The sequence below is a fragment of the Streptomyces sp. NPDC058274 genome, from assembly GCF_042881375.1.
Lineage (GTDB): Bacteria > Actinomycetota > Actinomycetes > Streptomycetales > Streptomycetaceae > Streptomyces.
Genome location: NZ_JBHVXW010000014.1, coordinates 165,729 through 189,234 on the forward strand (window position 1 = coordinate 165,729; position 23,506 = coordinate 189,234).

Consider the following 23,506-nt stretch of genomic DNA (forward strand, 5'->3'; position numbering starts at 1 on the left):
GGCTCGGCCGGTCGGCCCTACTGCCGGTACCCGCTCAGGAACCGTCCGATCCGGCTGATCGCCGCGTCCAGGTCGTCGGCGTGCGGGAGCGTGAGGATGCGGAAGTGGTCGGGGCGGGGCCAGTTGAAGCCGGTGCCCTGGACGACCTGGATCTTCTCGCGCAGCAGCAGGTCCAGGACGAACTTCTCGTCGTCGTGGATCCTGTGCACCTCGGGGTCGAGGCGCGGGAACGCGTACAGCGCGCCCTTCGGCTTCACGCACGAGACGCCCGGGATCTCATTGAGCTTCTCCCACGCGCGGTCGCGCTGTTCGCGCAGCCGGCCGCCCGGTCCGGTCAGTTCGTGGATGGACTGGCGGCCGCCGAGCGCGGCCTGAATGGCGTACTGGGCGGGTGCGTTGGGGCACAGCCGCATGGAGGCGAGCATGGTCAGGCCCTCCAGATAGCTGCGCGCGTGCTGCTTCGGTCCGGTGACCACCAGCCAGCCCGAGCGGAAACCCGCGACCCGGTAGGTCTTGGACAGTCCGCAGAAGGTGAGGACCACCAGGTCGGGGGCGAGCGCAGCGGCCGAGTGGTGGACCTCGTCGTCGTACAGGATCTGGTCGTAGATCTCGTCGGCGAAGACCATCAGGCCGTGGCGGCGGGCCAGGTCGAGGATGCCCTCGACGATCTCCTTCGGGTAGACCGCGCCGGTGGGGTTGTTCGGGTTGATGATCACCACGGCCCGCGTCCGGTCGGTGATCTTCGATGCCATGTCGGCGAGGTCCGGGTACCAGTCGGACTGCTCGTCGCAGAGGTAGTGCACCGCCTTGCCGCCCGCGAGCGTGGTGACGGCCGTCCACAGCGGGAAGTCCGGGGCGGGGATGAGGACTTCGTCGCCGTCCTCGACGAGCGCCTGCACCGCCATCGAGACCAGCTCTGAGACGCCGTTGCCGAGGAACACGTCGTCGACGCCGACCTCCAGGCCCCGGTCCTGGTAGCGCTGGGCGACGGCGCGGCGGGCGGAGAGGATGCCGCGCGAGTCGGTGTAGCCGTGCGCCCGGGGGAGCATCCGGATCATGTCCTGGAGGATCTCGTCCGGCGCCTCGAAGCCGAAGAGCGCGGGGTTGCCGGTGTTGAGGCGCAGCACGCTGTGGCCCGCCGCCTCCAGTGCGTCGGCGTGCTCGATCACCGGGCCGCGGATCTCGTAACAGACCTCACTGAGCTTGCTCGACTGGCGGAACTCCATGCGCTGCGTCCTCCGGTTCGTGGTGTTGCTTGGTTTTACCAAGTAGGTGCTTGGAAAGTCCAACAACTTGTCTAGACTGCGCCGCATGTCACCTCGCCGAAGCTACGACCAGTACTGCTCCGCTGCCCGCGCCCTCGACGCCGTCGGTGACCGCTGGACCCTGCTGATCGTCCGCGAACTGCTCGGCGGCCCGCGCCGCTACACCGATCTGCACGCGGACCTCCCCGGCGTGAGCACGGACGTCCTCGCCTCCCGGCTGAAGGACATGGAGCGCGACGGGCTGACGACACGGCGGCGCCTGCCGCCGCCGGGTGCCGCGTACGTGTACGAACTCACCGGCCGCGGGCGTGAGTTGCTCCCCGTGCTGCAGGCGCTCGGCGCCTGGGGCGCGGCCGGCCTCGGCGAGCGGCGGCCCACGGACGCCGTACGCGCGCACTGGTTCGCGCTGCCGCTGCTGCGGGGGCTGCGCGAGGCGGGGGTGGGCGAGGGGCTCGTCGAAGTCCGCCTGGACGAGGGGGCGTTCCATGTCTGGCCGGGCGCCGAGGACCGGCCGGTCTACGGGGACGGGCCCGCACCGGAGGAGCCGGACGCGCGGCTGTCGCTGGACACGGGGACCTGTGAGGCCATGAGCCGGGGGGTGCTGAGTCTGCGGGACGCCGTGCGCGAGGGGAGCGTTGCAGTGGTGGGTGAGGGTCTGCCGGCCAAGCTGCTGCGGGAGGGGTGAGACGGCCGGGAGATCAGGCCCTCGCGGACTCCGCCGGCCCCCCGTCGTACAAAAGTCGCGCGGTTGCCCGCGCCCCTGAACAGAGGCGCGGGCAACCGCGCAAACAGCGCCCGGATGGGTCAGACCGCCGGGGGCACCCGCCTGGGCCGGCCCGCGCCCCTGGTCAGGGCGTAGCCGCCGATGCCGGCGAGCGCGGCGGCGATGCCGCCTACCGCCGTCCACACCCACCGGTCGGTCCACCAGCCGGAGGCCCACCCGTCGTCGGGCTCGATCGAGGACAGTGCGGCCGTCGACGAACCGGAGTCGTCGGACGCCTGGGACGTGGTCGCGACGCCGGGGACCAGCGGCTGCGCCAGTGCCCCGTCCACCGCCGCCGAGCCGCCGACGTCCTTGGCGTCGGCCCGGACCTCGGCGTCGAACGGCAGGCCCAGGTCGGACGCCTGGAGGCCCACGGCGGTCAGCCGGACGTAGTACGTGCCCGGCAGCGGGTCGTTCGCCCAGGGCTCCGACCAGGCCCGGACCGTGCGCAGCGTGCAGGACAGCTGCACCGAGGCCGCGTCCTGGGCGGCCGCCCGCGTCTGCGCCCCGTACTGGCACGCCTGCCGGCGCCGCAGCCCGTCGTACACGTCGATCTGCCAGGTCTCGGCAGCTTGCCGCGTGGTGGCCTCGGGCAGCTTGACGGTCGCCTGCACGGTCGGCCGCTGTCCGGCGTCCGCGGGGAACGACCAGTACAGGTAGTCGCCGGTGGACGCGCCGGCGGTGGCCCGCTGCCCCAGGTCGACCTCGGTCGCCGTACGGAAGGACGTACCGGCCTCCGTGGGTGCGTCACCGTCGTCCGACGGGCTCGCCGAGGGCGAGGAGTCGGCGGCCGCCGGGGAGCCGGAGACGCCGAGCAGGGCGGGCGCCACGGCGCCCGCGAGCAGCAGCGCCGCGGTCAATACACGTCTGATACGCATCAGTTGGTCCTCCAGACCGCGACCCGCCAGCGAGACACCCAGCCCCACAGCACACCCGCGAGGAAGCCGGTGAGCACCAGGGCGCCGAGCAGCCACCAGCCGCGCCCGAGGCCGAATGCGGCCACGTCGCCCGCCCGGTCGGGACCGTCGACGACATCGACCGTCAGCTCCACCGGCATGCCGGGCGTGGTCTTCACACCACTGGCGGCGGCGAAGGAGTGGGACACCTGCAGGCACACGACCTCGGCGGCCGCGTCCTCGTCGTCGCTCTCTGCCTTCGGATAGCGCAGCCCGGTCGACACGACATCGGTGCGCCCGTTGCCCGCCGCCTCACCGCGGACGATCTCCCGCCCATGCACGGTGACCGCCCGCAGCAGCACCCCGTAGTCCGGCGCCACCGCCCGGTCCGCCGCCACGCTCACCGAGGCGCGCAGCTCCTGGCCCGGCTCGACGTCCACCCGGTACCAGCGGTGCTGTCCGAACTCCTCGCGGTCGGTGTAGAGACCCGACTTCAGGGCCGGCGCCTTCGCGCAGGCGTCCGCGCCCTCCACGGCGACCGGCGTCACCACCGGATCGGCGGCCCGCTCCACCAACTGGCCCACACGGTCGGAGAGTTCCTCCTTGTGCTGGACCGAGGTGTACGTGCCGCCGGTCGCGTCCGCGATGCAGCTGAGCTGGTCCCGGGTCTTGGCGTCGGGCACCAGGCCGAGGGTGTCGATGGTGAGACCGATGCCCTGGGCGGCGATCTCGCGGGCCACCTCGCAGGGGTCCAGCGGCTGGCAGGTGTCCTCGCCGTCGCTGATGAGCACGATCCGTCGCGAGCCGTCGCCGCCGTTCAGATCGCCGGCCGCCTTGCGCAGCGCGGGTCCGATCGGTGTCCAGCCGGTCGGCGCGAGGGTCGCGACCGCCGTCTTCGCCTCGGTGCGGTCCAACGGCCCGACCGGATACAGCTGTTCGGTGTCCTTGCACCCCGTCTGGCGGTCGTCGCCACGGTAGTTGGCGCCGAGCGTCCGGATGCCGAGCTGGACCTCCTCGGGGGTCGCGTCGAGTACCTCGTTGAACGCCTGCTTGGCCGCGGCCATCCGCGACCCGCCGTCGATGTCCTTGGCCCGCATCGAACCGCTGACGTCCAGCACGAGTTCGACCTTGGGAGCGGCCTGCTCCGCCGTTTCGTCGGCGACCGCTCCGGCCGGAAGGGCGAACCCGGCCGTCAGGGCGGCGAGCAGGGCGCAGACGCCCGCCGCCAGCCGTTGTCTTGTGATCATCGGCGGATCCTATTGATCAAAGGTGCCGCGCTTCAAAACGAGCGGGAGGAGACGTCCGGCTCCATGACCGGATTGGGCAGCCGTGCCCAGATGTCGCCGGGTGTCCCGGGAGAAAGCCGCATCAGCGTCAACGCCTTCGTGGGGAGCGGCTCTTCGAGCAGCGCGGCGAGGTCGGGGGTCCGCGGCAGATCCCGTACGGCGGTGGACAGCGCCTCGCGCAGTGCGGCCGAGGAACCCGCCGTCGCGCCCAGGGCGCCACCGATGAGCGAGCCGAAGAGCTTGCGGCGCAGCGCGGTCTCGTCGTCCGTGACCATGCGTCCGGCCAGCTCCGGCACCGCGATGCCGTGGCGGGCCAGGCGCGCCGGGCTGACCCGGATGTCGGCCAGGTCGCGGTAGACGAGCCGGACCGGGGCGCCGGTGGCGGAGAGCACGACGAGGAGGTTCTGCCCGTGTGCCTCCAGGGCGACGCCGAGATCGAGCAGCCGGAGTCCGGCGGCGAGCGCCAGGCGGGCGAAGTCGGCCAACCAGCCGGGGGAGCGCGGGAGATCGGTCGTCGCGAGGGCGGCCACCGGGACGACCCGCTCCCCGGTCCTGGCGTACCGCTCGGGTGCCTCGCGGACCACCGCGGCCAGGTCGGGCGAGCCGGCCGAGACCGCGCCCAGGGTCCGGGTGACGTCCAGCAGACCGTCCGTGTGCGCGGCGACGGTCTCCATGAAGGCGGAGACGGTGGCGGACATCGTGATCGAGTAGACCGAGATGTCCCGCACGGAGGAGGTGAGCCGGGTGCTCAGCGCGGTCTTGATGTGCGGACCCTCCGGGAGGGCGAGGGTGCGCAGGGACATCAACGGATGCGCGGTGGGCCCCTTGTGGCTCGGGGTGTCGAGCACGTGCTCCGCCTGCCAGGGATGAACCGGGATCAGGACGCGCCCGCCGTCCCGCAGCCACGCCGGCCACTCACCCGTGATCAGACAGTCGTCCACGGCCGCCGAGCCGAGCTCCACCACGGGCCGGTGCTCGGGACCGTACGCGAGCTGCTCGGCCACTGAGAACCCGGGCCGCGCACGGCAGTTGGGGTGGTACGGATGTCCGTCGACCACCCGCTGCTCCCACTCCCAGCCGGTCACGGGGGCACGGTCCGTGGCCGGCTGGCCGGCCCGCGACAGGGCGAGAGAGGCGACGCTGTTGGCGAGTTCGGCGGCGAACGCGGAACCGTGCGGGACCCCCAGCGCCGTGATCAGCCCGGCCGGGTCGTCGCAGGGCCGCCCGTCGAGCCCGACCTCGGCCGCGTACGCGGTGGTGGCGTACGGGTCGGCACGCGGCCCGTGCAGCCGGCGGCCGTCGGCGAGCCAGAGCGTGAGGCCCTCGCGTCCCCGCTCCCGACGCGCCACCCACGGCAGCGGCTCATGGGCCAGCGCGCGCCACAGCCGGGACAGGACGGCGGCCCGGGCGCCGGGCAGCGCCGCCGCGTACGGCGCCGACAGATCGGGGCGCACGGCGTCGAGCTCGACGGCGAAGGCGGCCTCGGGCCTGGAGGGAGGGTGCACGGTCGGGCTCCTTGCATACGGGGACGGGGGCCGCGGCTGCCCGCCACGACGGATGTCCGGGTCAGCGGCGCGTCGTCATTCTGGTGACGCACGGTCATACTGATCACCAGAGCACAGTGCACCGCATGGAACGAATGGATCGCGTGGACTCCAGCCACCCCGTGCCCCCGTCGGACGAAGCCGCCGAGGCGGCCGACGCGTATGCCGCCGCTCCGCTGCTCAATTGTCTGCTGCGGGAGGTCGGCGAACCCACGGACGTCCCGGGCGTGTACCGGCTGCGGGCCGGCGGGCGGCTGCTGCGGGTCACCGGTTCGCGCCGGCCCGCGCACCCCGAGCTGCTGGCGGCCGGGGCCTGGCACCCGCTCACCCATACCGAGCTGGTCGAACTCACCGCCGAGGAGCTGCGCCGTTTCACCGGCCAGGACAACTCCGAACTGCCGGCCGAGATGGCCGACAGCCGGGACGCGGTGGCCGCGCTGCTCGCCGCCCGCGCCGGCACGATCCCGCCCGCCGACCTCTACCGGCGCTCCGAGCAGTCCCTGATCACCGGGCACCCGCACCACCCGGCTCCCAAGGCGCGCGGCGGCGGACCGGTCGCGGGCTGGCTCCCGTACGCGCCCGAGGCCTACGCGGACTTCCCGCTGGAGCTGCTCGCCGTGCGCGAGGACGCGGTCGCCGAGGAGGGCGACACGACGGCGCTCGACGCCCTGGGCACGGCCCCGGCCGGCTACCGGCTGCTGCCCGCCCACCCCTGGCAGCTCGACCTGGTCGCCGGCCACCCGGAGATCCGCGGCGCCCTCGCGGACGGCCGGCTCCTGCGGCTGGGCCGCACCCCGCGGCGGGTCTGGCCGACCGCCGCCGTCCGCACGCTGTACGACCCCGCCGACGACGTCTTCCTGAAGTTCAGCCTCGATGTGCGCATCACCAACGACATCCGCCGTCTGTGGCGCCACGACCTGCTGAGACTGCGCCGCACGGACGCGGCCGTCAGCTCCGCGTTCGCCGCCCTCGGCGGCCCCGCCGCCTGGCTCAGCGACCGCGGCTACCGCACGGCGGACTTCGCCTTCGAGGAACTCGCCGTCCTCGTCCGCGACGGGCTGCGCGAGCACGTCCTGCCCGGCGCCACCCCACTGCTCGCGGCCGCCCTCGTGGAGGGCTTCGACGGCAGCCCGCTCGACCGGCTCACCGACCCCGGGCCCTGGTGGGAGGCATATCTGCGCCAGGTCGTGCCCCCGGTCCTGGAGGCCTTCGCCCGGTACGGCGTCGTACTGGAGGCACATGTCCAGAACACGCTGGTCGCCGTGGACGCCGACGGACTGCCCGTCCAGGCACTGTTCCGGGACGCGGAGGGCGTGAAGCTGGTGCCCGAGGTGACCCGGGCGGCCGGGTGGGAGCGCCTGGTGTACTGCCTGCTGGTCAACCACCTCGCCGAGTTCGCCGCCCTGCTCGCCGAGCGGCACCCCGACTACGACCCGTGGCCCGCCGTGCGACGGGAGCTGGCGCGCCATGACCTGCCCGAGGCCGCTGAGCTGCCGGCCGCGCCCACCCTGCCCGGCAAGACGAACCTCCTGCTGCGGTGGACCGGCGCGGACGGGGCGGACGCCCGTTACGTGCCGCTGCCCAACCCGCTGGCCCGCGAATAAATCCGATCACCCGGGTGACCGGCTGAATTACAGTTGCCGGTGTGCTGCGCGAAGTGACTGCCGTCCGATACGTGAACCCCTTGCGGGCGGGCGGTTCCGTGCCCGGAGTCGTCGAGGCCGACGACCTGGGGACGTACGTCGTGAAGTTCACGGGCTCGGCGCAGGGCCGCAAGGCGCTGGTCGCCGAGGTGATCGTGGGTGAGCTGGCGCGCGCCCTCGGACTGCGGTTCCCGGAGCTGGTGCTGGCGCACTTCGACCCGGCGATCGCCGGGCACGAGCCCCACCAGGAAGTCCGGGACCTGCTGAACTCCAGCGCCGGGCTGAACCTCGGTATGGACTTCCTGCCGGGCGCGAGGGACTTCACCCCGGAGATCGCCGCGTCGTTCCCCGTCGGCCCGCTGGAGGCGGGCAAGGTGATCTGGCTGGACGCCCTCACGGTCAACGTCGACCGCACGGTGCACAGTTCGAACCTGATGATCTGGCCCACGCTCGGCATCGCGCCGCCCCGGCTGTGGCTGATCGACCACGGCGCCGCGCTCGTCTTCCACCACCGCTGGGACGCCTCGGACCCCGAGAAGGCCTACGACTTCCGGCGCCACGCGCTCGGCGGGTACACGCCCGACCTGCGGGCGGCGGACGCCGAGCTCGCGCCCCTGGTGACCGAGGAGCTGCTGCGCGAGGTCACGGCCGCGGTGCCGGACGCCTGGCTCGCGGACGAGCCCGGCTTCGACAGCCCCGACGAGGTGCGCGCGGCCTACGTCGGCTATCTCAACGCCCGCGTGCGGGCCTCCGAGGCATGGCTCCCCACCGGGTTCCCCACCCGCGAGGAGCTCGCCGCCGAGGACGCCACGCGCGCGGCCACCACCCGGCAGGGCCGTCCGGACTGGCTGAAGCGGGTCCCCGACCTGCACGGCAAGCCGGCGGCGGAACAGGATTGGTCGGTACACCTCGGATGACGACGGAGACGACACCCCCGGGGACCGGCGCGGTCCACCGGGTCCAGATCGAGTACTGCACCCAGTGCCGCTGGCTGCCCCGCGCCGCCTGGCTCGCCCAGGAACTCCTCACCACCTTCGAGAGCGAGCTGACCGAGCTGGCGCTCAAGCCCGGCACGGGCGGTGTCTTCGTCGTCCGGGTCGACGACGAGGTCGTCTGGGACCGGCGCGAGCAGGGGTTCCCGGAGCCGACGGCCGTCAAGCGCCGGGTCCGCGACCGGGTGGCGCCCCACAGGAGCCTCGGCCACTCGGAGAAGTGACCCGCCGGTCCGGATGTGGACACGCCTGCGCCCCCGGTGCTGTGCGTACCGGGGGCGCGGGTGTCACGGAGTGGGTCAGCCGGCCAGCTGCTCGTACGCCGGCAGGGTGAGGAAGTCCGCGTAGTTCTCGTCCAGCGCGACCTTGAGGAGCAGGTCGTGCGCCTGCTGCCAGTTGCCGGCGGCGAAGGCGTCCTCGCCGATCTCGGCGCGGATGGCGGCCAGTTCCTCGGCGGCGATCTTGCGGGCCAGCTCGGGAGTCGCGCTCTCGCCGTTCTCGAAGACGACGCCCGCGTTGATCCACTGCCAGATCTGGGAGCGGGAGATCTCGGCGGTGGCCGCGTCCTCCATCAGGTTGAAGATGGCGACCGCGCCCATCCCGCGCAGCCAGGCCTCGATGTAGCGGATGCCGACCTGGACGGCGTTGACCAGTCCGTCGTAGGTGGGACTGGCGTCGAGCGAGTCGATGGCGATCAGGTCGCCGGCCGCCACGGACACGTCCTCCCGCAGGCGCTCCTTCTGGTTGGGCCGGTCGCCGAGCACGGCGTCGAACGAGGCCATCGCGATCGGGACGAGGTCAGGGTGGGCGACCCAGGAGCCGTCGAAGCCGTCGTGCGCCTCGCGGTCCTTGTCGGCCTTGACCTTCTCGAAGGCGACCTTGTTGACCTCCTCGTCGCGCCGCGAGGGGATGAACGCGGCCATGCCGCCGATCGCGTGGGCGCCGCGCTTGTGGCAGGTGCGGACGAGGAGTTCGGTGTAGGCGCGCATGAACGGGGCGGTCATCGTCACCGCGTTGCGGTCCGGCAGGACGAACTTGGCGCCGCCGTCACGGAAGTTCTTGACGATGGAGAACAGGTAGTCCCAGCGCCCGGCGTTCAGCCCGGAGGCGTGGTCGCGGAGTTCGTAGAGGATCTCCTCCATCTCGTACGCCGCCGTGATCGTCTCGATCAGGACGGTCGCCCGAACGGTGCCCTGCGGGATGCCGGCGTAGTCCTGGGCGAAGACGAAGACGTCGTTCCAGAGGCGGGCCTCCAGGTGCGACTCCGTCTTCGGCAGGTAGAAGTACGGGCCCTTGCCGAGGTCCAGCAGACGCTGCGCGTTGTGGAAGAAGTACAGGCCGAAGTCGACGAGCGCGCCGGGCACGGGAGTGCCGTCGCCGTCGACGAGGTGGCGCTCGTTCAGGTGCCAGCCGCGGGGCCGCATGACGACCGTGGCGAGCTCGTCCGCCGCCTTGAGGGCGTACGACTTGCCGGTGCGCTCGTCCGTGAAGTCGATGTTCCCGGTGTACGCGTCGGCCAGGTTGACCTGGCCGAGGACCACGTTCTCCCAGGTGGGCGCGGAGGCGTCCTCGAAGTCCGCCAGCCAGACCCTGGCACCCGAGTTGAGGGCGTTGATGGTCATCTTGCGGTCGGTGGGGCCGGTGATCTCGACCCGGCGGTCGTTCAGGGCTGCCGGGGAGGGGGCCACCTTCCAGGAGTCGTCCGCGCGGATGGCGGCGGTCTCCGGGAGGAAGTCGAGCGTGGAGGTGCGGGCGATCTCGGCGCGGCGCTCCGCTCGGCGGGCGAGGAGCTCGTCACGCCGGGGCGTGAACAGCCGGTGCAGCTCGGCCACGAAGGCGAGGGCCGCGTCCGTGAGGACCTCTTCCTGCCGGGGCAGGGGCTCGGCGTCGACGATGGCCAGCGGGGACGGCGCTGGTGCGGACATGAGCTGTCACTTCCTTCAGCGAGCTACGTACGAGCGACTTACGACTTCTCACGGGATACGTCTTCTCAGGAACTTCTTGAGCGAACCACGTGACGGGCGGGTACGCCGCGGCACTGGGTGCCAGGGGCCCCAGGTGCGGCTGACGGCGCCCTCGGAACGGTCAGGCGCTTCTGAGCAGTGGATACTAGTTTCCTCATAGTGGAAGTTCAATGGTTTGTTGATGTCGAGATTCTCTGAGTCGACAGAAGGTGGCGCTCGGTGCCACCCCCTTCACTCAAGGTGGATCAGATCGCCCTCGGTGTCGATGTCGTACGCCTGCGCCACATCGCCGCACTCGACCAGCGTGACCGCGTCCTCGTGGGCCTTCAGATACGCGCGGGCCCCGCGGTCGCCGGTCGCGGTCGCGGTGATGCCGGCCCAGTGGCCGGCCCCGAACAGGACGGGATGGCCGCGCACTCCGTCGTACGCCGCCGAAGCCAGCGACGCCGCGGACTCGTAGGCGGCGAGGACCCGCGCCACCGCCTCGGGCCCGATGCCGGGCTGGTCCACCAGGGAGACCAGGGCGGCCCGCGCCCCCGTGCCCGCCAGGGACGCCAGACCGGCCCGCAGCGAGCCGCCCATGCCGGTCTCCCACTCCGGGTTGTCCACGAGCACGCAGCCGGGCAGCACCGCCCGCTCCCGTACGGCGGCGGCCTCGGCGCCGAGCACCACATGGACACGGGTGCAGCCACCCGAACGCAGGACATCGACCGCGTGTTCGATCAACGGGCGGCCCCGGTGGGACAGGAGTGCCTTGGGGCGCCCCCCGAGGCGCCGCCCGCCCCCGGCCGCCAGCAACAGCCCGGCGACCTGCTCTTTGTTCTCCGTCATGACCCCTGCATACCCGACCGCGCGGAAGCGTGCCGCGGAACCCGCGCCGGACGCCCGCTGTCCCGGGGCTGAATTTCGGTCCGCGGAGTGGCGTCCACCGCGTCGGGTGGCGTTTACTGACCCGCGTCCCCCGGCGCCCGACCAACGCCCCGGGGCGAGTTGGGCCGAGGGATGCGGGACGTCGCGCGACGGTGTGCGAGGGGGGAGAGCTGTGTTGCGGAGCTTGGGGCAGAGGCCAGTGACCGGCAGCGAAGAGGACCCGAGAGTGGCGGAACTGCGGTCCGCCGTCTCCCGGCTGCGCCGTCAACTCGCCGCGCTCCCGGCCGAGTTCCCCGACCGCGTCATCGCCGAGGACGAACTCGCCGCCCTCGCCGCGATGGCTGTCAGCGGTGTCCCCGAGATCCCGCGACTGCGCCGCTCCCTGCTCCTGATCGCCGGCGCCATCGGTTCGGTCAGCGCCCTGGCGGTGAGCCTCGCGGAGGTCCGCACGGCGGTGGAGCTGTTCGGGGAGCCTCCGCGACGCTGAGCGCGGCGGATCGGCCCTTCGCGACCGATTGCCGCCGCACGGCGGTTCCTACGCGGTCGGGCTCGACGTCGCCAGGGCCTGCGACAGCTCAGCGGCCACCTGCTGCAGCACCGGGACGATCTTCTCCGTGGCCGCCTCGGTGACCCGGCCGGCGGGGCCCGAGATCGAGATCGCGGCGGCGGTGGGGGAGTCCGGCACGGAGACCGCGAGGCAGCGGACTCCTATCTCCTGCTCGTTGTCGTCGACCGCGTAGCCGGCCCGGCGTACTTCTTCGAGCGCGTCGAGGAAGCCGTCCGGCGTGGTGATCGTCTTCTCGGTGGCGGCGGGCATGCCGGTACGGGACAGGAGCGCGCGCACCTCGTCCGCCGGGGTGTGCGCGAGCAGCGCCTTGCCCACGCCCGTGGAGTGCGGCAGCACCCGGCGGCCGACCTCGGTGAACATCCGCATCGAGTGCTTCGACGGCACCTGTGCGACGTAGACGATCTCGTCCCCGTCGAGCAGCGCCATGTTCGCGGTCTCGCCGGTCTCCTCGACCAGACGCGCGAGGTAGGGACGGGCCCAGGTGCCGAGCAGCCGGGCCGAGGACTCGCCGAGCCGGATGAGACGGGGACCGAGCGCATAGCGCCGGTTGGTCTGCTGGCGTACGTAACCGCAGGCCACCAGCGTGCGCATCAGCCGGTGGATGGTGGGAAGCGGCAGCCCGCTGGTCGCCGAGAGCTCACTCAGGCCCACCTCGCCACCCGCGTCGGCCATCCGCTCGAGCAGGTCGAAGGCGCGCTCGAGGGACTGCACGCCACCGCTGGGAGCGGAAGACTTGGCGGCGGCTTGTGCGGGGGCGTCGCTGGACGTCGGCACGGCGCTGTCCTTTCAGACGGGCAGGAGGAGCAGCAGCCTACCCGGCGGTCGGTCGACTCCCCGGTTGTGCGTAGCTACGTTCTGCTTTACGGAATCTTACTTCCGCCTTGTGGAAACGTCCAGAGTGGCGCCCGTGGAGGCAGAGTGGAGAAGCGCACCCTTGACGGCGCGAGGGCGGGAGTGAAGACTCCTTCAACAGAACGTTGAATTCCGTTACGTGGAAGTAAACGGCGGAAACGAACAGCGGCATGAGAGGGGTCCGGGTGTCCGACGTCGAACTGGTGCTGCGCTCGACGCGCGTCATCACTCCCGAGGGGACGCGTGCCGCTTCGGTCGCGGTCGCCGCGGGGAAGATCACGGCCGTACTGGCGCACGACGCGGAGGTACCGGCCGGTGCCCGCCTGGAGGACTTCGGGGACGACGTCCTGCTGCCCGGCCTCGTCGACACCCACGTTCACGTCAACGACCCGGGGCGCACCGAGTGGGAGGGGTTCTGGACGGCCACGCGCGCGGCCGCCGCCGGTGGCATCACCACCCTGGTCGACATGCCGCTCAACTCCCTCCCGCCGACCACCACGGCCGGCAACCTCCGTACCAAGAAGGACGTCGCCCGCCCCAAGGCGCACATCGACGTCGGCTTCTGGGGCGGCGCGCTGCCGGACAACGTCAAGGACCTGCGACCGCTGCACGACGCGGGCGTCTTCGGCTTCAAGGCGTTCCTCTCCCCGTCCGGCGTCGACGAGTTCCCCGAGCTGGACCAGGAGCAACTCGCCCGGTCGCTGGCCGAGATCGCCGGATTCGGCGGCCTGCTCATCGTGCACGCCGAGGACCCGCACCACCTCGCGGCCGCTCCCCAGAAGGGCGGCCAGAAGTATGCCGACTTCCTCGCCTCGCGCCCGCGGGACGCCGAGGACACCGCCATCGCCAACCTCATCGCGCAGGCGAAGCGCCTGAGCGCGCGCGTGCACGTCCTGCATCTGTCGTCGAGCGACGCGCTGCCGCTGATCGCCGCGGCGAAGGCCGAGGGCGTCCGGCTCACGGTGGAGACGTGTCCGCACTACCTCACCCTCACCGCCGAGGAAGTCCCGGACGGCGCAAGCGAGTTCAAGTGCTGCCCGCCCATCCGTGAGGCCGCCAACCAGGACCTGCTGTGGCAGGCACTGGCCGACGGCACCATCGACTGCGTCGTCACCGACCACTCGCCCTCCACCGCCGACCTCAAGACGGACGACTTCGCCACCGCCTGGGGCGGTATCTCCGGCCTCCAGCTGAGCCTGTCCGCGGTGTGGACCGCGGCCCGGGCCCGCGGCTACGGCCTGGAGGACGTGGTGCGCTGGATGTCGACGCACACCGCGCGGCTCGTCGGCCTGGACGACCGCAAGGGCGCCATCGAGGCCGGCCGCGACGCCGACTTCGCGGTCCTCGCACCCGACGAGACCTTCACCGTCGACCCCGCCGCGCTCCAGCACCGCAACCGCGTCACGGCCTACGCGGGCCGGACCCTCAGCGGCGTCGTCAAGTCCACCTGGCTGCGCGGCGAACGCATCGTGTCCGACGGCGAGTTCGCTGAGCCCTCCGGACAACTCCTCACCCGCAGGCCGTAGATCCCGTGCCCGCGTCCGCACCCGCGACGGCCGGCTCCCGCAAGTCCCGAAAGGAAGAACTGATCACCGTGACGGCGACACCTCACTTCACCGGAGACGCGAGCCCGTACGGCGGCGGAGACCCGTACGCCGACTACCGCACCGCGGACTTCCCGTTCGCGCACCACGCCAACCTCGCCGACCGGCAGCTGGGCGCCGGTGTGATCGCCGCCAACGACGAGTTCTTCGCCCAGCGCGAGAACCTCCTCGTGCCTGAGCGTGCCGAGTTCGACCCCGAGCACTTCGGCCACAAGGGCAAGATCATGGACGGCTGGGAGACCCGCCGCCGGCGCGGCGCCTCGGCCGGGCATCCGTGGCCGACCGCGGAGGACCACGACTGGGCCCTGGTACGCCTGGGCGCCCCCGGTGTCGTACGCGGCATCGTCGTCGACACGGCCCACTTCCGCGGCAACTACCCGCAGGCGGTGTCGGTCGAGGGCACGTCGGTGCCGGGCTCCCCGTCGCCCGAGGAGCTCCTCGGCGACGAGGTGAAGTGGACAACTCTCGTACCGCGTACGGCGGTTGGCGGCCACGCGGCCAACGGCTTCGCCGTCTCCGTCGAACAGCGCTTCACGCATCTGCGCGTCAACCAGCACCCCGACGGCGGCATCGCCCGGCTGCGCGTGTACGGCGAGGTCGTCCCCGACCCGGAGTGGCTCTCCGTGCTCGGCACCTTCGACGTGGCCGCCCTGGAGTACGGCGGCCGGGTCGAGGACGCGTCCGACCTCTTCTACTCGCCCGCCACCAACACCATCCAGCCCGGTCGTTCGCGCAAGATGGACGACGGCTGGGAGACCCGGCGGCGGCGCGACCAGGGCAATGACTGGATCCGCTATCAGCTGGTCGCGCAGGCCGAGATCCGTGCCGTCGAGATCGACACGGCGTATCTCAAGGGCAACTCGGCCGGCTGGGCGTCCGTCTCCGTCAAGAACGGGGAGGACGGGGAGGACGGGGACTGGACGGAGATCCTTCCGCGGACCCGGCTCCAGCCCGACACCAACCATCGGTTCGTCCTCGGCGCGGTGGCCGTCGGCACCCACGCGCGCGTGGACATCTTTCCCGACGGCGGGATCTCGCGGCTGCGGTTGTTCGGTTCGCTGACGGGGGAGGGGTCGGCCCGTCTGGCGGCGCGCCACCAGGAGCTGGGCGGGTGACGAGGGGGGTTCTCGCCCCCTCCGCCCCTACCCGTCCCGTTTGCGGGGGCTCCGCCCCCGGACCCCCTTGTCGCGCTTCGCGCTTCGCGCTCGTCCTCAATCGCAGGACGGGCTAAAGACTTTCCCCCGAGCCGGCGAAAGTCTCAGCCCTCCGGCGTTTGAAGAGCGGGGGTCCGGGGGCCGGCCCCCGGTATGGGACAGTGGCCGGCCTACGCCGCGTGGCCGCCGTCCACGGCGAACTCCGCGCCCGTGACGTACGCGGCCTCGCCCCCGGCGAGATAGGCGACCATGGAGGCCACCTCCGCGGCCGTCCCGTACCGCCCGAGCGCGGTCATCGACGCCTGGGCGGCCGCGTACGGTCCGTCGGCCGGATTCATGTCGGTGTCCACCGGCCCGGGGTGCACGATGTTCGCGGTGATGCCGCGCTCACCCAGCTCCCGCGCGAGTGCCTTCGTCAGGCCGATGAGGGCCGACTTGCCGGCGGCGTAGAGGGTGCCGCCGGGCCCGGGCACCCGCTGCGTCATGCAGGTGCCGATGGTGACGATCCGCCCGCCGCGCTCCATACGGGCGGCGGCCGCCTGCGAGGCGAGGAAAACCCCGCGCACGTTCACGGCGAGCACCCGGTCCACGTCGGCGAGGGACAGGGATTCCAGCGGCCCGAGCACGCCCACGCCCACGTTGTTGACCAGGACGTCGAGCCGGCCGAGGGCGTCCACCGCGCGGCCCACCGCCTCCGCGGCCTCCACCGCGTCGGCCGAGTCCGCGCGCAGGGCGACCCCGCGCCGGCCCAGAGCCGTCACCTCCCGCAGGACCTTCTCCGCTGCCTCCTTGTCCTGCACATAGGTGAGGGCCACGTCAGCGCCCTCCCGGGCGAGCCGGACTGCCGTCGCCGCGCCGATGCCGCGGCTGCCGCCGGTCACCAGGGCGACCTTGCCGTTCATGGGTCCCCGCGAAAGGGATGTGGTCCGAGAAGTCGTTGAAGTCATGGCTCCATCCCACCGGCCACGGCGCCCGGGTGCTGGCGGCGAACGGACACCGAGATCGAGCCGACCGGAACCCTTTTGTCCGCTTCTGTCGTTCTCTCGGTGTGACCCTTCAGCAAGAGATCGTCGGCAACGCCATGCAGATGGCGATCGTCACCCTGCAGCCCGGCACCACGGTGTACTGCGAAGCCGGAAAGTTCCTCTTCAAGACCACGAACGTGACCATGGAGACCCGGCTCTCCGGGCCCGCCGGCGGCGGGACCGGCGGGCAGCCTCAGGGCGCCGGCATGGGCGGCCTGCTGCGTCAGGCCATGGGTACGGCGATGCAGGCGGGCCAGCGCGCGCTCGCGGGCGAGTCCCTGGCGTTCCAGTACTTCACCGCGGCACAGGGCGAGGGCACCGTCGCCTTCGCGGGCGTCCTGCCCGGCGAGATGCGCGCCCTGGAACTCGACGGCACGCGCGCGTGGTTCGCCGAGAAGGACGCCTTCGTGGCGGCCGAGTCGACCGTCGACTTCGGGATCGCCTTCCAGGGCGGCCGCACCGGCCGCAGCGGCGGCGAGGGCTTCATCCTCGAGAAGTTCACCGGCCGCGGCACGGTGATCATCGCGGGCGCGGGCAACTTCATCGACCTGAACCCTGCCGACTTCGGCGGCCGCGTCGAGGTCGACACGGGCTGTGTCGTCGCGTTCGAGGAGGGCATCCGGTACGGCGTCCAGCGCGTCGGCGGGCTCAACAGACAGGGACTGATGAACGCGGTCTTCGGCGGCGAGGGCCTCTCGCTCGCCACCCTGGAGGGCGACGGCCGCGTCATCCTGCAGTCCCTCACCATCGAGAGCCTCGCCAACGCCCTGCGCAAGGCCCAGGGCGGCGACAAGCAGGGGCCGACGGGAGGACTGTTCTCGACGAACGAGGGATGAGTCGCGCGCGGACCGACGCGTTGCCGGCGCCGGTGGGGTCCGCCCTGATGACAGCGGACCCCACGCGGCGGCTGAGCCCGCGGGGTCGCGGTATACGGCCGCAGCCGGGCCCGCGGGTGCGGCCGTATACATCCGCAGCCGGGCCCGCGGGGCCGCGGTATACGGCCACAGCCGGGCCCGCGGGTGCTGCGGCATACATCCGCAGCCGGGCCCGCGGGGCCGCGGTGTTGGGCCGCAACTGAGCCCGCCCGGGGCGGCCGTTGTCCGGCTGCACAGAACCCGACCGGGGCGGCCGGTGTCCGGCTGCACAGAACCCGCCGGGGCCGGCCGCCGGCCCTGGGTCCCGGTGAAACCGTGTAGCCCTCACGCATCCGTCCGGGTACGGTGATCGTTCCCGTGCGAGCCGCCGACGTCTCCACACCTGCCCGCAAGCTTGTTGACGGCCTGTCTGTCAGTTCTGTCAGTCCGTCGAAGACGCTGGAGACCGCGCCGATGTCGTCGATCGCCGTACCGGGCGCGCTCGCTCCCCGCCGCGCCTGGCTCACCGACCTGCCCCTGCTGCTCGTGGCAGCCGTCTGGGGAGCCAGCTATCTCGCGGCCAAGGACATCACCACCGCGCGCACGGTCATCGCCGTGCTGGTGCTGCGGTTCGGTGTCGTACTGCCGGTGCTGGCGGTGGCCGGATGGCGTTCGCTGCGCCGGCTGACCGCCGGCCAGTGGCGCGGGGCGGGCGTGCTCGGGCTGATCCTGAGCGGGATCTTCCTGCTGGAGACCTACGGCGTCGTGCACACCTCGGCGACCAACGCGGGCCTCATCATCAGCCTCACCATGATCTTCACGCCGTTCGCGGAGGCGGCCGTCACCCGGGTCCGCCCCTCGCGCACCTTCCTCGCGGCCGCCGGACTCTCCGTGCTCGGCGTCGTCCTGCTCACCCAGGGTGCCGGCTTCACCCGCCCCTCGTCCGGCGACCTGCTGATGCTGCTCGCGGCTCTCGCCCGTACCGTGCACGTGTTGGCCATGTCCCGCATCAGGTCCGTCCAGGGTGCCGACGCACTGTCGCTGACCACCGTCCAACTGGGCGCCGCGGTAGCGGTGTTCGCGGTGCTGTCGGCCGGCGCCGACAGCACGCCGTGGAGTGCGGCCGGTGACTTCGGGGCGCGGGAGTGGACCGGACTGCTGTTCCTGTCCGCGTTCTGCACCCTGTTCGCCTTCTTCGTGCAGATGTGGGCCGTCCGCCGGACCTCACCGTCCCGGGTCAGCCTGCTGCTCGGGACCGAACCCCTGTGGGCCGCCGCCGCGGGCATCGCCCTCGGCGGTGAAAGGCTGGGCGCCGTAGGGCTGTTGGGTGGCGTGCTGGTACTTGCGGGGACGGCGTGGGGAGGCCGGGCGACAGGTTAACTCCCGGAAAATTCATGGCACGTGACGGGAAAATCGTCGGTCTTGACATTGACATGCCAGTGTCTACGCGCGTCATCCTGAGTCCATGACATTCCCCCCACGCACCACCCGCATCGGGGCCGCAGCCGCCCTGTTGTCCGCCCTGCTCATCGGCGGCACGGTCACGGCGAACGCCGCGGACGTCTCCGTATCCTCTGTCCCCTCCCTCTCCGCCGCCTCCGTCGGCAGCGTCTGCTACAGCGACCTGCCGTCCCAGGCGCACGACACGCTCGACCTGATCGACGCGGGCGGCCCGTTCCCGTACTCGCAGGACGGGGTCGTCTTCCAGAACCGGGAAGGCGTGCTGCCCGCCCAGAGCAGCAGCTACTACCACGAGTACACGGTGATCACGCCCGGCTCCTCGACGCGCGGTGCCAAGCGCATCGTCACCGGTAAGAAGACCGACGAGGACTACTACACCGCGGATCACTACGCCACGTTCGACCTGGTCGACTTCGGCTGCTGATCCGCCGGTCGGTCCCGGAGGGCTCCGGCGGCGGGCTCGGGCGACTCGTCGTCCCCTCCGTCCGCCGGAGGTCCCGTCCGCCGGAGGTTCGGTCCGGGTTCAGCCGGACTTCTGGCTCTCGGCGGCTGCGAACATGGCGAACGCGAGCACCAGCAGCGCGATGCTCGCGTAGACCTCGTAGCCGTCGAGGAAGCCGAGGCGCTGCACGATCCCCCACCCGTGCAGCAGCCCGGTGAATTCCTGCACCAGTCCCATGGCGCCCTGGACCAGGGCGACGAACCCGACGACCTCCAGAACCTGCTTCACGGGATTCCCCTGCTCTGTCCGCTCCACCTGCTTCATACGACGACCCTCGCCCAGCAGGCGCACCGCGTTCATCGGCCGCGGGGCGAGGGCTGGGCGACGGAAGTCGAGAGGTGGCCGAGGCCCTGACGACCGCGGTCGCGGTGCGCGGGACCCACGGGCACCGAAAGTCTCGGCCGGTGCGACTTTGGTCGGCGATCACGGGCGAGGGGAGGTGCGAGCCGCTCTGCGTGCGTAGATTTGTCGACCGTGAGTGGCAAGAATCCGGCGTCCGCGCCGCAGGCTCCTCCGGAGCGGACGGTGCTGCTGTCGAGGGCCCTGCCGGGCCGGCGCTGGCTGCTGCCGTCGGCCTTGGCGGTCGAGCTCGATCCCGATCGCGCGGGCCGGTCGCCACGGACCGGACGGCCGCGCCGTACCGCGCGCGACTGGGTCGTCGACTTCGGGTTCTTCCTGCTGGCCGTCGGCATCGGGCTGCTGGCCGCGGACTCGCTCACCGGCGATCCGAACACCCCGCACGGCCTCGCCGTCGCCGACCAGTGGCTCGGCGCACTGGCCTGCGCGGCGGTCTGGCTGCGCCGCCGGTGGCCCCTCGGGCTCGCCGTGGCGATGATCCCGGTCGGGCTGCTCTCCACCACCTCGGGCGGGGCCGGCCTCGTCGCCCTCTTCACCCTGGCCGTGCACCGGCCGTTCAAGTACGTCGGCTGGGTCGCCGGGGTCTCGCTCGCCCTGATCCCCTTCTACTTCTGGCTGCGGCCCGACCCCGACCTGCCCTACCTCGCCGCGCTCACCCTCACCACCGTGCTGACGGTCGCGGTGGTCGGCTGGGGCATGTTCGTCCGGTCCAAGCGACAGCTCCTGCTGAGTCTGCGGGACCGGGCACGGCGTGCGGAGACGGAGGCGGAGCTGCGGGCCGAGCAGGCGCAGCGGCTTGCTCGGGAGGCCATCGCGCGCGAGATGCACGACGTGCTCGCCCACCGGCTCACCCTGCTGAGCGTGCACGCGGGAGCGCTGGAGTTCCGCCCCGACGCCCCTCGGGCGGAGGTCGCGCGGGCGGCCGGAGTGATCCGGGAGAGCGCGCACGAGGCGCTGCAGGACCTGAGGGAGATCATCGGCGTACTGCGGGCGAGCGAGCGGGGCGACGAGTCGGGCCGCCCGCAGCCCACGCTCGGCGCCCTGGACGCGCTGGTCTCCGAGTCGCGCGAGGCCGGCATGAAGGTCGCCCTCGACAACCGGGTCACCGACCCGGCCGCCGTCCCCGCGTCCGTCGGCCGCACCGCGTACCGCATCGCCCAGGAGGGGCTGACGAACGCCCGGAAACACGCTCCCGGCGCGGAGGTCACGGTGTCCGTCGCGGGCGCCCCGGGCGACGGCCTCACCGTGTCCGTCCGCAATCCGGCACCCCAGGGGGACGTGCCCCCCGTCCCCGGCTCGGGACAGGGCCTGATCGGCCTGACCGAGCGGGCGACGCTGGCGGGCGGCCACCTCCAGCACGGCGCCGAGAGCGACGGCGGGTTCGAGGTGCGGGCCTGGCTGCCGTGGGGGTGACGGTGCCGTCGCCTCCGGTCCTTCGCCGGCCTGCCCCGGGGCGGCTCCGCGGTCGGCCCACGTGACCCGGACGGGTCGTGCAACCGGCGGCTCCGCGGTCGGCCCACGTGACCCGGACGGGTCGTACAACCTGCGCTTGCGCGGTCGGCCCGCGTGGCCCGGGCGGGTCGTACAACCTGCGCTTCCGCGACCGCCGGCCGCGCGGTCCGGGACGACGTACGGCCTGGCGAAGCTTCCCGGTCCGCCCGCGCCCCCCGGAACGATCGCACACCGGCCGACCCCGTACACGATGGCCGCAGACCGCGGCGGGCGGCGGTGTGAACAGGACGAGTGGCCGGACGGAATCGGCCAAGGGCCGATTCCCCGGGCGCTCGCGGAGGAAAGCACGCGGCCCCGCCGGGGCCGCTCACTACGGTAGGCCCCATGACTGCGATCCGACTGCTCCTTGTCGACGACGACCCCCTGGTGCGAGCCGGCCTGTCCTTCATGATGGGCGGTGCCGAGGACATCGAGATCGTCGGTGAGGCCGCCGACGGCAGCGAGGTCGGCGCGCTCGTCGACCGGACCCGCCCGGACGTCGTCCTCATGGACATCCGGATGCCGACGGTGGACGGACTCGCCGCCACCGAGCAGCTGCGCGGCCGCAAGGACGCGCCCCAAGTGGTCGTCCTCACCACCTTCCACGCCGACGACCAGGTGCTGCGGGCGCTGCGCGCGGGCGCGGCCGGGTTCGTCCTCAAGGACACCCCGCCCGCGCAGATCCTGGAAGCGGTACGACGCGTCGCGGCCGGCGACCCCGTGCTCTCGCCCACCGTCACCCGCCAGTTGATGGAGCACGCCGCAGGAGCCTCCGCCGACACCCGCCGCTCGACCGCCCGCACCCGGATCGGCGCCCTCAACGACCGCGAGCGGGAGGTCGCCGTCGCGGTCGGCCGGGGCGGCTCGAACGCCGACATCGCCGCCGAGCTGTTCATGAGCGTGGCCACCGTCAAGACCCACGTCTCCCGCATCCTCGCCAAGCTCGACCTCAACAACCGGGTGCAGATCGCCCTGTTGACGTACGACGCCGGACTCCTCGAGGACGACGGGCGCTAGGCGGCTCGCAGCGGCGTTGGAAGGGGGGCCCGACGGCCCGCCCGGCCCCCGACGGCCCGCCCGGCCCCCGACGGCCCGCCCGGCGCCCGGCTGCCCGGCATGCTCATGCGCGGGATGCGCAGTCTGCCGGTGCGCTGGTGAGCACGGAGTCACGGCGGCCGGGGTGCGCGGAGCCACAACGTCCTGGGTGTCACGGAGCCACAACGCCCTGGGTGTTACGGAGCCACAACGCCCTGGGTGTCACGGAGCCACAACGTCCTGGGTGTTACGGAGCCACAACGCCCCGGGGGTGCGCGGAGTCGGCGGGTGCGGAGTGCACGGCTCCTCCTCGTCGCGCCGGGCGCGGATGAGGAGCCGCACCTCCAGGGACGGGTCTAGTCGCGTCCGCCCGGGATCTCCGCCAGCCGTACCGGCCGGTGGTCGAGGCGGGACAGCTCGCAGGCCTCCGCGATGCGCAGGGCGTGCAGGGCCTCGCGGCCGTCGCAGGGGTTGGCACGCTCGCCCCGGACGACCTCGACGAACGCGCTGAGCTCGGCTTCGTACGCGGGTCCGAACCGCTCCAGGAAGCCGGTCCACGGCTTGTCGGCGGGCGGCGGTCCGGCCGGCTCGGTGGAGGCGATCGGCGTACGGTCGTCGAGGCCGACGCCGATCTGGTCCAGCTCGCCGGCCAGCTCCATGCGGACGTCGTAGCCGGCGCCGTTCATCCGGGTCGCCGTCGCCGTGGCGAGCGTGCCGTCGTCGAGGGTGAGGACGGCCGCGGCCGTGTCGATGTCGCGCGCCTCGCGGAACATCGCGGGCCCCGCGTCGGACCCGGTCGCGTACACCTCGGTCACCTCGCGGCCGGTCACCCAGCGCACGATGTCGAAGTCATGGACCAGGCAGTCCCGGTAGAGCCCGCCGGAGAGCGGGAGGTAGGCGGCCGGAGGCGGCGACTGGTCCGACGTCATCGCGCGGACCGTGTGCAGCCGCCCGAGCCGGCCGGAGCGCACCGCCTCGCGGGCGGCCGTGTACCCGGCGTCGAAGCGACGCTGGAAGCCGAGCTGCAGCACCGTCCCGGCGGCGTCGACCTCGGCGAGCGCGGCCAGCGTGCCCGGCAGATCGAGCGCGATGGGCTTCTCGCAGAAGACCGGGAGGCCGGCGCGCGCCGCCCGGCCGATCAGGTCGGCGTGGGCGGAGGTCGCCGCCGTGATGACCACGGCGTCCACGCCCCAGGTGAAGATCTCGTCCACGCTCGGCGCCGCCGTGGCGCCCAGCCGGTCCGCCAGCTCGTGTGCCCGCGCGGTGTCCGCGTCCGTGACGATGAGGGAGCCGACCTCGCGGTGGCGGTTGAGAGCGGTCGCGTGGAATGTGCCGATACGACCCGTTCCGATAAGTCCGATGCGCATGGGAACAAACTGA

22 protein-coding genes are annotated in these 23,506 nt (G+C 72.5%); 12 read left to right on the top strand and 10 right to left on the bottom strand.

Translation table 11 applies throughout. The features are described from left to right. Positions 1-17: 17 nt before the first annotated feature. Positions 18-1,226 (bottom strand): pyridoxal phosphate-dependent aminotransferase, encoded by a 1,209-nt coding sequence (locus ACFVYF_RS25560; RefSeq protein WP_389458922.1) that lies wholly within the window; start codon positions 1,224-1,226, stop codon positions 18-20. Between the two features lie 85 nt (positions 1,227-1,311). On the opposite strand from ACFVYF_RS25560, the gene ACFVYF_RS25565 reads away from it, so the two are divergent. After that, positions 1,312-1,950 carry a winged helix-turn-helix transcriptional regulator gene (locus ACFVYF_RS25565; protein ID WP_389458924.1) on the top strand — a complete coding sequence of 213 codons (639 nt, stop codon included), beginning with the start codon at positions 1,312-1,314 and terminating at the stop codon, positions 1,948-1,950. Positions 1,951-2,069: 119 nt separating this feature from the next. On the opposite strand, the gene ACFVYF_RS25570 is transcribed toward ACFVYF_RS25565, so the two are convergent. From ACFVYF_RS25570 to ACFVYF_RS25580, 3 genes are read right to left on the bottom strand one after another with little or no spacing between them, the layout of a single operon-like run. After that, positions 2,070-2,906 carry a hypothetical protein gene (locus ACFVYF_RS25570; RefSeq protein WP_389458925.1) on the bottom strand — a complete coding sequence of 279 codons (837 nt, stop codon included), beginning with the start codon at positions 2,904-2,906 and terminating at the stop codon, positions 2,070-2,072. Beyond that, positions 2,906-4,171: a VWA domain-containing protein gene (locus ACFVYF_RS25575; protein ID WP_389458927.1), complete on the bottom strand. Its 1,266-nt coding sequence runs from the start codon at positions 4,169-4,171 to the stop codon at positions 2,906-2,908. Before ACFVYF_RS25575 ends, ACFVYF_RS25570 begins: the two co-directional genes overlap by 1 nt. Before the next feature lie 32 nt (positions 4,172-4,203). Further along, positions 4,204-5,715, bottom strand: coding sequence for an IucA/IucC family protein (locus ACFVYF_RS25580; RefSeq protein ID WP_389458929.1), 1,512 nt, complete (start codon positions 5,713-5,715; stop codon positions 4,204-4,206). Positions 5,716-5,849: 134 nt separating this feature from the next. On the opposite strand from ACFVYF_RS25580, the gene ACFVYF_RS25585 reads away from it, so the two are divergent. From ACFVYF_RS25585 to ACFVYF_RS25595, 3 genes are read left to right on the top strand one after another with little or no spacing between them, the layout of a single operon-like run. Next, positions 5,850-7,358 (top strand): IucA/IucC family protein, encoded by a 1,509-nt coding sequence (locus tag ACFVYF_RS25585; RefSeq protein WP_389459010.1) that lies wholly within the window; start codon positions 5,850-5,852, stop codon positions 7,356-7,358. A gap of 41 nt (positions 7,359-7,399) precedes the next feature. Then, positions 7,400-8,314, top strand: coding sequence for a HipA family kinase (locus ACFVYF_RS25590; protein ID WP_389458931.1), 915 nt, complete (start codon positions 7,400-7,402; stop codon positions 8,312-8,314). Then, entirely contained in the window at positions 8,311-8,613 is a 303-nt protein-coding gene (locus tag ACFVYF_RS25595; protein WP_389458933.1) for a SelT/SelW/SelH family protein, read from the top strand. Before ACFVYF_RS25590 ends, ACFVYF_RS25595 begins: the two co-directional genes overlap by 4 nt. A gap of 75 nt (positions 8,614-8,688) precedes the next feature. Here ACFVYF_RS25595 and aceB read toward each other — a convergent pair whose 3' ends face one another. Further along, positions 8,689-10,314 carry a malate synthase A gene (aceB, locus tag ACFVYF_RS25600; protein ID WP_389458935.1) on the bottom strand — a complete coding sequence of 542 codons (1,626 nt, stop codon included), beginning with the start codon at positions 10,312-10,314 and terminating at the stop codon, positions 8,689-8,691. Positions 10,315-10,584: 270 nt separating this feature from the next. Further along, on the bottom strand, positions 10,585-11,184 hold the full coding sequence (locus tag ACFVYF_RS25605; protein WP_389458937.1) for an NTP transferase domain-containing protein: 600 nt from the start codon (positions 11,182-11,184) through the stop codon (positions 10,585-10,587). A 211-nt stretch (positions 11,185-11,395) separates the two neighbouring features. On the opposite strand from ACFVYF_RS25605, the gene ACFVYF_RS25610 reads away from it, so the two are divergent. Beyond that, complete coding sequence (locus ACFVYF_RS25610) at positions 11,396-11,710, top strand: DUF5955 family protein (protein WP_389458939.1); 315 nt, start codon at positions 11,396-11,398, stop codon at positions 11,708-11,710. A gap of 48 nt (positions 11,711-11,758) precedes the next feature. On the opposite strand, the gene ACFVYF_RS25615 is transcribed toward ACFVYF_RS25610, so the two are convergent. Beyond that, on the bottom strand, positions 11,759-12,565 hold the full coding sequence (locus ACFVYF_RS25615; protein WP_389458941.1) for an IclR family transcriptional regulator: 807 nt from the start codon (positions 12,563-12,565) through the stop codon (positions 11,759-11,761). 263 nt (positions 12,566-12,828) lie between these two features. Here ACFVYF_RS25615 and allB point away from each other — a divergent pair, with 263 nt between their 5' ends. After that, entirely contained in the window at positions 12,829-14,169 is a 1,341-nt protein-coding gene (allB, locus tag ACFVYF_RS25620) for an allantoinase AllB (RefSeq protein ID WP_389458945.1), read from the top strand. 68 nt (positions 14,170-14,237) lie between these two features. Next, on the top strand, positions 14,238-15,362 hold the full coding sequence (gene alc, locus ACFVYF_RS25625) for an allantoicase (RefSeq protein WP_389458948.1): 1,125 nt from the start codon (positions 14,238-14,240) through the stop codon (positions 15,360-15,362). A 209-nt stretch (positions 15,363-15,571) separates the two neighbouring features. Here alc and ACFVYF_RS25630 read toward each other — a convergent pair whose 3' ends face one another. Then, a complete protein-coding gene (locus tag ACFVYF_RS25630) occupies positions 15,572-16,303 on the bottom strand; it encodes an SDR family oxidoreductase (protein WP_389458950.1) in 732 nt (243 codons plus the stop codon). Positions 16,304-16,449: 146 nt separating this feature from the next. On the opposite strand from ACFVYF_RS25630, the gene ACFVYF_RS25635 reads away from it, so the two are divergent. The 3 genes from ACFVYF_RS25635 to ACFVYF_RS25645 all read left to right on the top strand — a co-directional run bounded on the left by ACFVYF_RS25635 (position 16,450) and on the right by ACFVYF_RS25645 (position 19,165). After that, positions 16,450-17,262 (top strand): AIM24 family protein, encoded by an 813-nt coding sequence (locus tag ACFVYF_RS25635; RefSeq protein WP_389458952.1) that lies wholly within the window; start codon positions 16,450-16,452, stop codon positions 17,260-17,262. Between the two features lie 492 nt (positions 17,263-17,754). Then, on the top strand, positions 17,755-18,660 hold the full coding sequence (locus ACFVYF_RS25640) for a DMT family transporter (protein WP_389458953.1): 906 nt from the start codon (positions 17,755-17,757) through the stop codon (positions 18,658-18,660). An 85-nt stretch (positions 18,661-18,745) separates the two neighbouring features. Further along, positions 18,746-19,165, top strand: a complete 420-nt coding sequence (locus ACFVYF_RS25645) for a ribonuclease (protein WP_389458955.1) — start codon at positions 18,746-18,748, stop codon at positions 19,163-19,165. A gap of 99 nt (positions 19,166-19,264) precedes the next feature. On the opposite strand, the gene ACFVYF_RS25650 is transcribed toward ACFVYF_RS25645, so the two are convergent. After that, positions 19,265-19,471: a hypothetical protein gene (locus tag ACFVYF_RS25650; protein ID WP_389458957.1), complete on the bottom strand. Its 207-nt coding sequence runs from the start codon at positions 19,469-19,471 to the stop codon at positions 19,265-19,267. Positions 19,472-19,717: 246 nt separating this feature from the next. On the opposite strand from ACFVYF_RS25650, the gene ACFVYF_RS25655 reads away from it, so the two are divergent. Both ACFVYF_RS25655 and ACFVYF_RS25660 read left to right on the top strand, forming a co-directional pair. After that, positions 19,718-21,013, top strand: a complete 1,296-nt coding sequence (locus ACFVYF_RS25655) for a histidine kinase (protein ID WP_389458959.1) — start codon at positions 19,718-19,720, stop codon at positions 21,011-21,013. A 423-nt stretch (positions 21,014-21,436) separates the two neighbouring features. Further along, entirely contained in the window at positions 21,437-22,108 is a 672-nt protein-coding gene (locus ACFVYF_RS25660) for a response regulator (RefSeq protein ID WP_389458961.1), read from the top strand. Between the two features lie 374 nt (positions 22,109-22,482). On the opposite strand, the gene ACFVYF_RS25665 is transcribed toward ACFVYF_RS25660, so the two are convergent. Further along, the gene (locus ACFVYF_RS25665; RefSeq protein WP_389458963.1) at positions 22,483-23,493 is read right to left on the bottom strand and encodes a Gfo/Idh/MocA family oxidoreductase; all 1,011 of its coding nucleotides are present in this window, start codon (positions 23,491-23,493) and stop codon (positions 22,483-22,485) included. Between the last annotated feature and the right edge of the window lie 13 nt (positions 23,494-23,506).